This window comes from Amycolatopsis sp. WAC 01375, assembly GCF_003947325.1.
Classification (GTDB): Bacteria; Actinomycetota; Actinomycetes; order Mycobacteriales; family Pseudonocardiaceae; genus Amycolatopsis.
The window spans coordinates 406378-420564 of sequence record NZ_QHHW01000024.1 but is presented as its reverse complement, the minus strand read 5'-3'; the positions used below and the strand labels follow the sequence as shown (position 1 = coordinate 420564).

Here is a 14187-nt window from a genome sequence, read left to right as displayed (position 1 = left end):
TTCCGGCGCTTTCCCCCTCAAGAGCAGTGAGTGGAAGCAGCGATTCCGCGAGGCGTGACATCGATGTCACGCCGTTCGATCCCGGGGGTGGGGGAGGAGAAGCGTCATGCTCGCCGAGTCGCGGGGCCTGTCGATGGAGGCCGAGCAGCTGTACCGGGCTTTGCTGGACGGGCGCCCGATCACGCCCGGCGCCGAGCTGGCGGAGCTGGAGCGGTTCGGTCTGGTCCGGGCGGGCGCGTCCGGGGTCGAGGTGCGACCGCCGCGTGCGGCACTGTCGGCGTTCGCGGCGCAGCACGAGGCCGCCGCCGTCCGCGCGCGGGAAGCGGCCGAGGTGCTGGGCGCCGCTTACTCCCTGCGGACCGGCCGGGACGCGGATTTCGTCGAGGTGCTGCGCAGCCGCGACGAGGTGATCGCCACCTTCGAGGCCATGCAGACGCAGGCGAGCGTGGACATCGTCGCCTTGGACCCCGGGTCGTACATGAGCCCGAAAGCCGAGGTGAGCACGGTGCAGCCGGGTTCGATGGCGCGGGGCATCGCGTACCGCGTCGTCTACGACTCGTCCGTACTGCAGCACGATGACGGATTCGCCCAGGTGCAGTCGAGTATCGCGCTGGGGGAGCAGGCCAGGGTGTTCCCGAGACTGCCCTTGAAGCTGGTGATCGCCGACAGCAAGCGGGCGCTGATCGCCGTCCCGAACTCCGACGCGGGTGACGTGCTGGCCCTGCTGATCCATCCGTCGATGATGCTGAGCGCGCTGATCGAGTTGTTCGCGTCGTTCTGGCGGATGGGTGTGCCGGTGCGGGCGGGTGGTCCGGACGACGCCGAAGCCGCCCAGGAACCGACAGTCGCCACTCGTCGACTGCTCGCGCTGTTGAGCGGAGGCCTGACGGACGAGGCGATCGCGCGCGAGCTCGGCATCAGCGAACGCACGGTGCTCCGGCGGATCAGCCGCCTGCAGCAATTGCTGGGCGCGCAGACGCGATTCCAGCTGGGAGTACAGGCGTCGCGCCAAGGCTGGCTCTGAATCGCGTTTCTGTGGCGTGGGCACCAAGGCCGGCGGTGGAAATTGTCACGTGAGAAAGGGGCCGCTTCTCACGAGTGGTAGGGGTAAGTAGAGCCGACCGTGTCGTCCATTCAGTCACGAGAGTCGTCCGTCGGATCACCCGTGTCGTCCATCCGGTCACGCGAAACCGCCAGTTCGGTACAGGTGGTCATGAGAACTGTTGAGCTGAAAGGCAAAAAGTGTCGTGTCGGTGGTCTGGCACGGTTGTCCCGGCGGCACCAGGGGCCCGGCAAAGTCGCATAACCGCTGGTCAAGCGGGGTTGGAGTGGTGGAGGTGGGCTCGTCACGGTGGCCTGACGCCTTCTCGGCTGTCCACAGGGGACACTTTCGGGGTGACAGTGCCCGATTCGGGCGTTTTGCGGAGGGGTCGTGAGTGGCAATGATCGTTCTGGCCAAGGGTGTTTAGGTACCTGCTGGGGTGAGCCGGGTAGCGGCCGGTCCGTGAAGGACTCCTTGCCTCGGCTCAGCCGAGGAAACTCGAGCTTCACACCTTCCCCAGTGCATGAAGGACCCCATCCTTGCGCCAGGCGCAAGCAAGGGGGCCATCACGTACCTCACGCGAGCAAAGCCACAGGCCACGCGCAGGTATCCAAGAGAGGGTTCGCTCTAACGACCCAAAACACTCACGACGCCAGGAGGGTTGAAGGTCAGCTGAGCTTGGGTGCCTGAAGCCCTCATGGCTCTGACGAGCCGGAACACGCACGACCCTCGCGACACACCCCGCGTGAGAGCCGTCCTTACCGCTCACGAGGAGGAAACATGGGCCCGACGCTCCTCATGATCGCGTTAGGGGCGTTCGTCACCACCCTCGACAACACGATCGTCGCGGCGGGCGCGCCGTCGATCGCCCGGGAACTCGGCCTCGATCTGCCCACGCTGCAATGGGTGAGCATCGGCTACATGCTCTCGTTCGCCGGCCTGCTCCCGGTGGCGGGCACGGTGGTGGACCGCTGGGGCCAGGCCGCGACGCTGCGGGCCGGGCTGCTCGCGTTCGGGGTCGGCGCGGCGGCCGGCGGGCTGGCCACGACGGCGTGGCTCGTCATCTCCGCGCGGGTACTGCAGGGCGCCGCCGCGGCGTTCCTGGTCCCGGCCCTGCTCAGCTTGCTGCGCACCAATCTCGACGCGCGAGGGCGGGCGGTCGGGGCGACGGTGTGGACCGCCTGTCTCGCGGCCGCGCTCGCGCTCGGTCCGACGCTCGGCGGGGTACTGAGCGAATATTGGGGCTGGGGCTGGATCTTCTTCGTCAATCTCCCGTTCGTGGCGGCGATGCTGCTGCTGTCGCGTACGGTCGCCCTCGCGGATCGCGATCCGGCGGCCGGGCGGCCCGCCGTGCTGTCCATGCTCGTGGTGACCGCGGGGATGATCCTGATCACCGCCGCCGTGGTGGAGCTGGGCGAGGGCGGCGCGCTGCTGTCCGCGGTGTTCGGCGTCGCGGGGACGGGGTTCGCGATCTGGTTCGTGTTCCGGGAGAGACGCGCGCGCGTGCGGCTGGTCCCGGTGGGGCTGACCGGCCAGCGGGTCTTCGCCGGCGCCCTCACCGTGCAGTTGCTGTGGGGATTGGGCGTTTCGGGCGTCTTCTTCTTCACGCCGTTGCTGCACCAGGAATCCCTCGGACTCGGGCCGCTGCACGCCGGATTGCCGCTGGTCGTGGTGGCGGTGGCGGTCGTCGCCGCGACGCCGCTGATGCCGTGGGCCGTACCGCGATTCGGTCCACATCGGACCGTCGCGGCCGGGCTGGCGACGGTGGCCGCGGGACTGCTGGCGATCGCCGCGGTCAACCACGTGCCGGAAGTGCTTCCGCGGATTCCCGGGTTGGTGCTGATCGGTGCCGGATCGGCCCTGACCACACCGTTGACCTCGTACGCGCTGGAAATCGTGGCGGAGCGGCACGCGGGCACGGCGTCCGGGCTGCTCACCGCGTCGCGTGAACTGTCGAGCGCGCTGGGAGTCGCGCTGATCGGGGCCGTGCTGGCGGTGGTCCGCACGGCCCGGCTCGACGAGGGCGCCGCGTCCGCGCTGGCGAGTGGTTACACGGCGGGCCTGCTGACGGCGGCGGGACTGGAACTGGCCGGCGCGCTCCTCGCGCTCCGGTTGCTGAACCCCCGGCCGGGCCGAAGTTCGTCCCGAAGTGACAAGCAGGGTGCCCCCTTTCTCACTTCCCGGTGAGCACGTCGGCATCGCCGTCGGCGTTTCACCGTCCTTTCATTGACACTCTTCCCGCGGTATCCATACAGTTCCGGGCAGATAAAGAACGGTCTCCGGAATGGAATCCGCTTTCGGCAACGGTGCCGTTCCGAATTCACCCGCTCCTGCTCACGTCGTCAAACGAGGGGCCATGGAAACCATTTCGGAATCGGTCGTCGCCGCCTACGAGCCGGGCGACGCGCGCGGCGGTGAGTCGTTCGCGACACTGCTGAGGTACTGGGCGTGGCGGCTCGGTGACGAGGTCGCCGTGACCTATCTCGACCATCGCGCCGGAGCGGACGGCCGGGCGGTCACCCTGTCCTGGCGCGAACTCGACGACCGGGTCGACGTCCTCGCCACCCGGCTGACGTCTTTCACCGCCCCGGGGGACAGGGCGGCGATCCTGGCGCGGCAGTCCGTCGACTACGTCGTCGCCTTCCTCGGCGCGATCCGCGCCGGGCTGGTCGCGGTCCCGCTGTTCGCCCCGGACCTTCCTGGGCACGCGGGCAGGCTGGCCGCCGTGCTCGCCGACTGCGCGCCGCGGGTCGTGCTCACCACCGCCGACGGGCTCGACGCCACCGCCGGTTTCCTTTCCTCGACGGATATCGAGCGCCCCGCCGTGCTCGCCGTCGACACCCCGACTCCGGTCGCGGCCGGTGATCGTTCCTGGCCGCGACCGGAACCAGACGGACTGGCGTACCTGCAGTACACGTCCGGTTCCACGCGGACGCCGGCGGGCGTGATGCTGACCCACCGCAACGCGCTCACCAACGCCCGCCAGGCCTGCGACGCCTACTCGGTCGAAACCGGGACGACATCCACGGTCAGCTGGCTTCCGCTCTTCCACGACATGGGCCTGATCCTCGGGATCGGCGCGCCGATGGCGGCGGGTGCGGCAACGGTCCTGATGGATCCGCTCGCGTTCCTCGAACGGCCGTCACGCTGGTTGCGTGCCCTCTCCGCCAGCCCCGGCGCGATCAGCGCGGCACCCAATTTCGCCTACGCCTACAGCGCTTCCCGGGTGACCGAGGACGAGAAGAGCTACCTCGAACTGAGCCGGGTCGTCTCGTTGATCAACGGTAGCGAGCCGGTCCTGCCCGCGACCATCGCGAAGTTCCACGGTGCCTTCGAGGACTGCGGGCTGCGGCCCGAGGTGCATCGTTCCTCCTACGGGCTGGCCGAGGCCACCGTGCTCGTCTCCGTCACCGAAGCGGGCAAGGCTCCGCGCCAGGTCGCCTTCGACCGCGAGCGGCTCGCCGTCGGACTGGCGACGCCCGCCATCCCGGGGGCGGTGTCCACCACGCTCGTCTCCTGCGGATTTCCAGCTGGGCAACGGGTCCGCATCGCCGACCCGGTCACCGGCGCGCTCGTCGAACCGGGGCGGGTGGGGGAGATCCAGGTCAACGGCCCGAACGTCGGCGTGGGCTACTGGGGACGGCCCGCCGTATCCGACGGTGTCTTCGGCCTGCCACCGATCGACCCGGAGTCCGGCGCGGGCTGGCTCGCGACCGGGGACCTCGGCGTGCGTTACGAGGGCGAGCTGTTCATGACCGGCAGGCTCAAGGATCTCGTCATCGTCGACGGCCGCAACCACTATCCGCAGGACATCGAACAGACCGTGGAGACGCATCCCGCGGTCCGGCCGCATTCCGCCGCGGCGTTCGCGATCGAGCACGAAGACGGCGAAGCGGCGGTCGTGGTGGTGGAACGGGCCAAGGGTGCCGAGGTCGACACCACCGTGGCGACCGGGGAGATCCGGAGGGCGGTCTCGGCCGCGCACGGTCTGCGGCCGCACGACGTCGTCTTCCTCGCCCCCGGCGAGGTTCCGCGCACCTCCAGCGGCAAGATCAGCCGCGCGCTGTGCCGGAAGTCCTTTCTGGACGGTTCGCTGACCGCGCGGCGGCTCGCGTGACCGCGGAGATCCGCGCCTGGCTCGTCGCGCGGGTGGCGGAGCGGACAGGGCTGCCCGCGGCTCAGATCGACCCGGACCGCCCGCTGCACGAGAGCGGCCTTTCGTCCCGGGAGTCGATGGAGCTGGCGGCGGAGCTGGGCCGGTACCTCGGCCGTCCGCTACCGCCGACACTGGTATGGCAGTACCCGACGATCGCCGCTCTCGCCGCGCGTCTGTCCACAGTGGAGGACTCGGCGATCGTGAGCGGTGAAGGCCGCGAGGGAGAGCCGATCGCGATCGTCGGTGTCGGCTGCCGCCTGCCGGGCGGCGCGGACTCGCCGGAGCGGTATTGGCGGCTCCTGGACGACGGCCGTGACGGCATCCGCGACGTCCCCGAAGGCCGCTGGGACGCGTTCGAGGAGGACTTCGGCCGTGGCGGATTCCTCGGTGACATCGCCGGTTTCGACGCCGCGTTCTTCGACATCACCCCGGGTGAGGCCGAAACGATGGATCCCCAGCAGCGGATGCTGCTCGAAGTCGCCTGGGCGGCGCTGGAACACGCCGGGATCCCGCCGTCCACCTTGCGGGGCACCCGGACCGGTGTGTTCGTCGGGCTCTCGGCCGGCGAGTACGGCCACCTGACGATGGCCGATCCCGCCACAGTCGACGTCTGGTCCGCTACCGGGGCCGCGACGAGCATCGCCGCCAACCGGCTTTCGTACCTGTTCGACCTGCGCGGGCCCAGCCTCACCCTTGACACCGCCTGCTCGTCTTCGCTGGTGGCGGTGCATCAGGCGGTGCAGAGCCTTCGCCGCGGTGAATGCGGGACGGCGCTCGTCGCCGGGGTGAATCTCCTGCTCTCACCCGCTGTCACCGCGTCCTTCCGGCGTGCCGGGGTGCTGGCCCCGGACGGGCACTGCAAACCGTTCGACGCCGACGCCGACGGCATCGCCCGCGGTGAGGGCTGCGGCGTGATCGTGCTCAGGCCGCTGAAGGCCGCTCGCCGCGCGGGGGACCGGGTGCTCGCGGTGATCCGCGGCAGTGCGGTCAACTCCGACGGCCGGTCCAACGGTCTCGTCGCGCCGAGCCCCGGCGCGCAGGCCGACCTGTTGCGTGACGCGTACGCGGCGGCGGGTGTCGAACCGTCCTCTGTGGACTATGTGGAGGCGCACGGGACCGGGACGGCGGTGGGAGATCCGATCGAGGCCGTCGCGCTCGGCGAGGTGCTCGGAGCCGGCCGCGAATCCGGCAGGCCGCTCCTGATCGGGTCGGTGAAGGGAAACCTGGGCCACCTCGAAGGCGCGGCTGGGATGGCCGGGCTGATCAAGGTGGTCCTCGCGATGGTCCACCGGCGGCTGCCGCCGACCCCGCATCATCGCGCACCCAGTCCGCATATCGATTTCCCCGGTCTCGGCCTCCGTATGGTCGGCGCCGGGACGGACTGGCCGCGGTACTCCGACGTCGTGCGGGCCGGGGTCTCGGCGTTCGGCTTCGGTGGCACCAATGCCCACGTCGTCCTCGAAGAGTGGCCCGCCGCGTCGTTCCCCGCTCGTGGGGCGGACGCCGATGGCCCGCGCGTGCTGGCGCTGTCGGCCCGATCGCCCGAGGTGCTTCGGGCGCGTGCCGCCGATCTGGCCGACTGGCTCGAAGAACCCGCCCATCGCGCGGTTCCGCTCGACGCGGTCGCCACGACGCTGGCCAGGAGCCGGGACCACCTGCCGATCCGCGGTGCGGTGGTGGCCGAGGAACGCGACCGGGCCGCCGCCGCGCTGCGGGAACTGGCCGCCGGTCGCGACGGCGGTGACGTCGTCGTCGGCGAGGCCGATCCCATGCCCGACGTCGTGTTCGTCTTCTCCGGCTACGGCTCCCAGTGGCCCGGCATGGGCCGCCTCCTGCTTCGCTCCGAACCCGCGTTCCGTGCCGAGGTGGAGGCGCTCGACCCGGTGTTCCTGGCCGAAGCGGGGTTTTCCCTTCGCGCGGTCTTCTCCGGCGAGCGCGACCTGCCGGACCTCGCCGCGACCCAGCTCGCGTTGTTCGGCATGCACCTCGCCCTCGCCGGGCTCTGGTGTGCGCACGGCGTCGTCCCGGCCGCGGTGGCCGGACATTCGATGGGCGAGGTCGCGGCCGCCGTCGTCGCGGGAGCGCTGGACGTCACCGACGGCCTCCGCGTGATGGCCACGCGCGCCCGGCTGCTCGCCGAGGTCGACGCGTCCGGCGACGGAGCGATGGCGGTGGTCGAACTGTCCCCGGCCGAGCTCGCCGATCTGGAAGCGGAGTTCCCCGGGATCACCGTCGCGGTCTACGCCTCGCCGGTCCAGTGCACCGTGAGTGGCGGCGCCGAGCAGGTCGAGGCCCTGGTGTCGCATGTGGAGGGCCTCGGAAGGCTGGCGAAGCGGTTGCCGGTCGGAGGTGCCGGCCATTCGGAAGCCGTCGACGCCGTCCTCGGCCGGTTCCGCGCCGAGCTCGACGGGCTTTCCCCGCGACCGGCGGAGATCCCCTGCTACAGCAGTGTTCTCGACGATCCACAGTGGTCACCGGTGTTCGACGTCGACTACTGGGCGGCGAATCTGCGCCGTCCGGTGCGGTTCAGCCAGGCGCTGGCGGCGGCGACCGCGGACGGGTACGGCGTGTTCGTCGAGATCTCGCCGCATCCGGTCGCGCTGGCCGCGATCGAGCAGAGCACCGGCGCGCTCGCGCTGCCTTCGGCGAGCCGTCGGATCGACGAGCGGACGGCGTTCCTGACCTCGCTCGCCCGGCTCCACACCCTCGGACTGCCCGTGGTGCTCGACGGCGGTGGGCCCCGCCCGCTTCCGGTCGAGCTGCCCGGACCACGCTGGCGGCACGAACGGTTCTGGCCGCGGCGCCCGGCCTCCCGGCTCGGATCCGGTGGCGCGCATCCATTGCTGGGTGTCCACATCGAACAGCCGACCGGCGGTGGGCACCTGTGGCACGCGGACGTCGGGACGGCGGTGCAGCCGTGGCTGGCCGACCATGCGGCGATGGGGGTCCCGCTGTTCCCCGCCGCCGGTTTCCTGGAACTGGCGCTGGCGGCGGTGAAGACCGTCCTGCGGCCCGGCGGGCACCTGCGCATCAGCGGTCTCGAACTGCGCCGTGTGCTCCCGCTCGCCGCGCACACCGAGGTGACGACCAGTCTGGGCACCGGCTCCGGACCGTCCGAAGTGGACGTCTACGCGCGGGCCGCGGATGGTGGCTGGGTCCGGCACGCGACTGCCCGCGTCCGCGACGGGAACACCGCGGTCGTGCCGTTCGGCCCGGTCGGCGGCGACGCCCGGCCGGTCGACCTCTACCAGGTGCTGGCCGCGGCCGGGCAGAGCTACGGTCCCGCTTTCCGCGGACTGCGAGAGGTTCTGGCGGCGCCCGGCCGGGCCTCGGCGCGGATCACGCTGCCCGCCGACCATCCCGCGTACGTCCTGCATCCGGTGATCGCCGACGTCTGTCTGCACGCGCTGGCCGCGGCCGCCGGGGACACGCTGCGCGAGGCCGACGGCGTCTTTCTGCCGCTGACCCTCGGCGAGATCGTCCTCGCCGGTGATCCTCGGCGCGGTGTCCGGGTCGACGCCGTACTCGACTCACTCGACCCGGCCGGTGACGGCCTGGTCGGCGGCGTCCAGCTGGTCGACGCCGACGGCGTCGTCCTGGTCGAGTTCCGCGACGTCTACTGCCGCCGGTTCCAGCGTTCGGCTCTGCCGGTACCGATGGCGGATCTGCTGTTCGAGACGGTCTGGCGGCAGGCCGGGCATCCGGCGGCGAAACCGGGTCCGCACAGCTGGGTGGTTCTGGAGGACGAGTCACCGTGGCCGCCGGCGTTGCGCGAACGACTCGCCGGAGACGAACTGGTGACGGTTCCGCTCGGGGATCGGGCCGCGCTGGCGGAGATCCTGCGTACCCGCGAAGTGACGGGAGTCCTCGCGTGGGTGGCCACTTCGGACGCACCCGACCCGATGCGGGCCGCACGGAGTGTCGCCACGCTCTCCGGCGTCGTCGCCGAGCTGGCCGAGGCGGCGTCCGCACCACGGTTGTGGCTCGTCAGCGCCGGCGCCTCGGCCATCGAGCCCGGTGAACGCGGTGATCCCGGACAGGCCTGGCTTCGCGGGCTGGTCCGTGTCCTCGCCTTCGAACACCCCGAGCTGCGAGCGAGCCAGGTCGACTTCGATGCCGAGCCGGATCCGGCACAGCTGTGGGTCGCCAGGCTGGCGGCGGAGCTCCACGCTGACGCGCCGGACGACGAAATCGCCTGGCGTGAGGGCGTCCGGTACACGCGGTTGCTGGCCCGCCCGGATCTCGGGGAAGCGGGCCACGAAACCGTTGTGCGCGAAGGCGCCTACGTGATCACTGGTGGTCTCGGCGGACTCGGCCTGGTCGCGGCGGACTGGCTGGCCGGTCGTGGCGCGACCAGGTTGATCCTCTCCGGGCGTCGCGGCGCGAGCCCGGCCGTCTTGGCGGACCTGCGTGAACTGGACGCGGACGTCCGCGTGGTGACGGGCGACATCGCCGAGCCGGGGACCGCGGAAGCGCTGGTCGCGGCCGCCACGGAAGGCGGTATGCCGTTGCGTGGCGTGCTGCACGCGGCCGGCGTGCTGGCCGACGGTGCCGCCATCGCCGTCGACGAGGATGCCGTCGAGGCCGTCTGGCGCGCGAAAGCGCTGGGAGCGTGGCGATTGCACGAGGCCACGGCCGGACACGAACTCGACTGGTGGCTGACGTACTCGTCGGCGGCCGCGTTGTTCGGATCGCCGGGGCAGGCCGCCTACGCGACCGCGAACGCCTGGGTGGACGCGCTCGTCGAGTGGCGTCGGGCAGGCGGGTTGCCGGCGGCGACCATCGGCTGGGGAGCCTGGGGCGAGGCGGGATCGGCCGTCGGAAGCCGCAACCCGGTGCTCGAACCGCTCGGCACGGACGAGGCACTGGCGGCGATGGAAGCCGTGCTGAACCGTGATCGCGGATCGACCGGCATCGCCCGCGTCGACGCCGGGACGGTACTGGCCCTGTTCCCGCGTCTGGCCGGACGACCGTTCTTCGAGATTCTTGTGCCGAAGGAAGAACCGGATGCCGGACCGTCCACTTGGGACGGGTTGGACGCACTGCGGGCGGTCCTGCCGGAAGCGGCCCGCGAGATGCTGGCCGACTACCTCGCCGGTCTCGTCGCCGGGATGCTCGGCCTCGCCGCGGACGAGATCGACAGGCACGTCCCGCTCACCAGGCTCGGCCTGGACTCCCTCACCGCCATGCGCGCGAGGGGTGTGGTGGAACGCGATTTCGGCCTGTCGTTGCCGATTCCGTTGCTGTTGCGCGGCGCCAGCCTCGGCGAACTCGCCGATCACCTCGCCGAACAGGCAGGCTTCGGCGAGGGAGGCCCGCGGCCCGCCCGGCCGAACGTGACCGTCGGACCGCGTGATCCGGCCGAACGCTGGATCGCCCGGCACTGGCAGACCGAACTCGACGGTGCGGAACCCGGCGTCCACGACGACTTCTTCGCCGCAGGAGGCGATCATGATGCGGCGAAGCGACTGCGTGCGGTGTTCGCCGGCCAGCTCGGCGCGGTCCCGGACGTCGACCTGCTCTTCGCCACGCCGACGATCGCCGCGATGGCCGATCTGCTGCGCGACCGGATCGAGGGACGCGGGGGTTGTCCGGTCCGGCCGCTGCGTGAAGGCGGCGCGGATCCGGTGTTCCTGTTCCATCCGGCGGGTGGTCCGACGAGCGTGTACGAGGGACTCGTCCGCCTGTTGCCGGAGGGCAGGCCCGTCTACGGGCTCGAACGGATCGACGAAGAGGACACCGTCGAGGACAAGGCCGAGTGCTATCTCGAGCTGATCAGGGAGATCCAGCCACAGGGCCCCTATCGGCTGGGCGGCTGGTCGTTCGGCGGCTGCCTCGCCTACGAGACCGCCCGGCGACTGACCGCGGCGGGGGAGCGGGTCGATCTCGTGTTCATGATCGACAGCATCCTGCCCCTGCCCGCACGTGGAAAACCGGCGGACGAGATCCTGCTGGACAGGTTCGACCGGTTCGCCGAGCACGTCGAACGGACCTACGGTGTCCCGCTGGACATCCCGCGCGAGGACCTCGTCCGGCTCGGCGACGACGAGCAGATCCGGCTCGTGATCAGCAGGCTGGCCGCACAGGTCCCGGAGCTGGGACAGGGCGTGCTACGGCACCAGTACGAGTCCTATGTGGACGCCCGGGTCGCCGAACGCTACCAGCCGGGACCCTATGCGGGGCCGGTGCTCCTGGTGCGTGCGCAGGAGCCGCATCCGCTGACGACCACCCTCGATCCGCGGTACCTGCGTACCGACGACGCCCTCGGCTGGGACGTCTTCTGCACGAATCTGGAAGTGGTGCGGGTGCCCGGCGATCACCTGTCGATGATCGACCCCCCGCACGTCGAAGTGGTCGCCGCCGAACTCTCCGCCCGGCTCGGGGCACCGAGGGCGGCGAGACCGTGACCGATGCCCCGTTCGCGCCGACGACGGCGTTCCGGATCGCCGATCTCGCCGCCCGCCAGGACGAAGCCGTCCGGATCGCCGAGAAGCGGGCCGTCGACCGGCAGCACACCAAGGGAAAGCTGACCGCGCGCGAACGCGTCGAGCTGTTGCTGGACCCGGGTTCCTTCGTCGAACTCGACCAGTTCGCCCGGCACAGGTGCACCGAGTTCGGGATGGACGCCAACCGCCCGTACGGCGACGGCGTGGTGACCGGCCACGGCACCGTCGACGGCAGGCAGATCTGTGTGTTCTCCCAGGACTTCACGGTCTTCGGCGGCAGCATGGGCGAAGTCTTCGGCGAGAAGGTCCTCAAGGTGATGGATCTGGCGATGACGCTGGGCTGCCCTGTCGTCGGGATCAACGACTCCGGCGGCGCCCGGATCCAGGAAGGCGTCGTCTCGCTGGCCTTTTACGCCGAACTCGGCAGGCGCAACGCGCTGGCCTCCGGCGTCATCCCGCAGATCTCGCTGATCATGGGTCCCTGCGCCGGCGGGGCGGTCTACTCGCCGGCGATCACCGACTTCACCGTGATGGTCGACGAGACCGCGCACATGTTCGTCACCGGGCCGGACGTCGTGCACGCCGTCAGCGGTGAACGGATCACCGCCCAGCAGCTCGGCGGCGCCTCGGTGAACAGCGAGGTCTCCGGGAACGCCCATCATCGGGCGGCCGACGAACAGGACGCGATCGACTGGGTACGGACGCTGCTCGGCTACCTGCCGTCCAACAACCTCGACGCCGTCCCCGAGTACGCCGACGAAACCGATCCCGACCTCACCGCCGCAGACCTCGAACTCGACCGGCTGGTGCCGGATTCGCTGAACCAGGTCTACGACATGACCGAGGTGATCGTCCGGCTCGTCGACGACGGCGACTTCATGGAGGTGCACAGCGGCTTCGCGCCGAACATGATCTGCGCGTTCGGGCGGGTGCGGGGCCGCACCGTGGGCATCGTCGCCAACCAGCCGCGGCATCAGGCCGGCGTGATCGACATCGACGCCTCGGAGAAGGCCGCGCGGTTCGTGCGGTTCTGCGACGCCTTCGGCATCCCGATCCTCACCCTCGCCGACGTCCCCGGCTACCTTCCCGGCGAGGCGCAGGAACGGAACGGGATCATCCGCCGCGGCGCCAAACTGATCTACGCCTACGCCGAGGCGACCGTGCCGATGGTGACCGTGGTGATCCGCAAGGCCTACGGCGGCGGCTACGCGGTCATGGGGTCGAAGCATCTCGGCGCGGACGTCAATCTGGCCTGGCCCACCGCGGAGATCGCGGTGATGGGCGCCGAGGGCGCGGTGCGGGTGCTGCACCGGCACGAACTGGCCGCGCTGCCGCCGGAACAGCGCTCCGCCGAACGAAGGCGGCTCACCGAGGCGTACCGCGAACGGCATTCGAATCCTTACCTGGCAGCGGAACGCGGCTACGTCGACCAGGTCATCGCGCCGTCGCAGACCCGCCTGCAAGTGGCGCGGGCCCTGCACACGCTGCGGACGAAACGGCAGACCACCCCGGCCAGAAAACACGGAAACATCCCATTGTGAGCGAGGAGAAACGATGAAGCGAACGTGGCGGTGGGGTGCGCTGGCGCTGTGCTTGGCCGCACTGCTCGGAAGTTCGGTCCCCGCGAGCGCTGCGCCCACACCGGTCACCGCGGACAACGGCGCGAAGGTCGTCGAGGAGACGTGGCTGGACCCGCGCACCGTCGATCTCAAGATCAGTTCGCCCTCGCTCGGCACCACCGGCATGGTCCGCCTGCTCGTCCCCACCGGCTGGGCCGCGCAACCCACCCGGACCTGGCCGACGCTGTACCTGCTGCACGGTTGCTGCGAACCGGTGGACTACCGCTCTTGGGACCAGTTCACCGACGTCAAGGCGTTCACCGCGGACAAGGACGCCCTCGTGGTCATGCCGACCGGCGGGCCCGCCGGGATGTACACGAAGTGGTGGAACTTCGGGCTCAAGAGCACGCCGGACTGGGACACCTTCCACACCCTCGAAGTGCGGCAGATCGTCGAACGCGGTTACCGCGCGGGCACGCGCCGGGTGATCGCCGGACTGTCGATCGGCGGATACGGCGCGCTCGCGTATTCCTACAAGCACAAGGGGATGTTCGCCGCGGCGGCGTCGTACAGCGGCGTGCCGAACACGCTCAATCAGGGAGCTCCGTTGTTCATCCAGGGGATCCTCGCCCGCGCGGGGGTCTTCAACTACCTCCAGCTCTGGGGCGACAGCTGGGGGATGCGGCCGCTCTGGACGGCGAACAACCCGTTCGACCACGTCGACGATCTGCGCGGCACCGCGCTCTACATCTCGTGCGGGAACGGCAAGACCGGCCCGCTCGATCCGCCGGGCCAGTCCGACATCTTCGAATCCCAGGCGCTGGCCTCCTCGGTGAGCTTCACGGATCGGTTGAAGGCCAAGGGCATCCCGGCGACCGTCGACTACTACGGCGATGGCACGCACAGCTGGCCGTACTGGCAGCGCGCCCTGCGCAACTCCTGGCCGGTGCTGGCAGGAGGGCTCGGCCTGTGAGCGCGCCATCG

At 70.6% G+C, this 14187-nt stretch carries 6 protein-coding genes; all 6 read left to right on the top strand.

Annotation, left to right across the window (positions count from 1 at the left end):
• The first annotated feature begins 106 nt into the window (after nt 1-106).
• Nucleotides 107-1024, top strand: a complete 918-nt coding sequence (locus DL991_RS13945; RefSeq protein WP_125784683.1) for a helix-turn-helix transcriptional regulator — start codon at nt 107-109, stop codon at nt 1022-1024.
• A 798-nt stretch (nt 1025-1822) separates the two neighbouring features.
• Nucleotides 1823-3229, top strand: coding sequence for an MFS transporter (locus DL991_RS13940; protein ID WP_125784681.1), 1407 nt, complete (start codon nt 1823-1825; stop codon nt 3227-3229).
• A gap of 169 nt (nt 3230-3398) precedes the next feature.
• On the top strand, nt 3399-5159 hold the full coding sequence (locus DL991_RS13935) for a fatty acyl-AMP ligase (RefSeq protein ID WP_125784678.1): 1761 nt from the start codon (nt 3399-3401) through the stop codon (nt 5157-5159).
• Nucleotides 5156-11605 (top strand): type I polyketide synthase, encoded by a 6450-nt coding sequence (locus tag DL991_RS13930; protein ID WP_125784676.1) that lies wholly within the window; start codon nt 5156-5158, stop codon nt 11603-11605. The genes DL991_RS13935 and DL991_RS13930 overlap by 4 nt, the downstream gene beginning before the upstream one ends.
• Nucleotides 11602-13185 (top strand): acyl-CoA carboxylase subunit beta, encoded by a 1584-nt coding sequence (locus DL991_RS13925; RefSeq protein WP_125784674.1) that lies wholly within the window; start codon nt 11602-11604, stop codon nt 13183-13185. Before DL991_RS13930 ends, DL991_RS13925 begins: the two co-directional genes overlap by 4 nt.
• A gap of 13 nt (nt 13186-13198) precedes the next feature.
• Nucleotides 13199-14176 (top strand): alpha/beta hydrolase family protein, encoded by a 978-nt coding sequence (locus DL991_RS13920; protein WP_125784672.1) that lies wholly within the window; start codon nt 13199-13201, stop codon nt 14174-14176.
• Nucleotides 14177-14187 lie beyond the last annotated feature (11 nt).

Excerpts from the sequence above, each read along its gene's own strand:
- DL991_RS13945 (WP_125784683.1), top strand. The coding sequence starts at position 107 with ATGCTCGCCGAGTCGCGGGGCCTGTCGATGGAGGCCGAGCAGCTGTAC.
- DL991_RS13935 (WP_125784678.1), top strand. The coding sequence starts at position 3,399 with ATGGAAACCATTTCGGAATCGGTCGTCGCCGCCTACGAGCCGGGCGAC.
- DL991_RS13920 (WP_125784672.1), top strand. The coding sequence starts at position 13,199 with ATGAAGCGAACGTGGCGGTGGGGTGCGCTGGCGCTGTGCTTGGCCGCA.
- DL991_RS13940 (WP_125784681.1), top strand. The coding sequence starts at position 1,823 with ATGGGCCCGACGCTCCTCATGATCGCGTTAGGGGCGTTCGTCACCACC.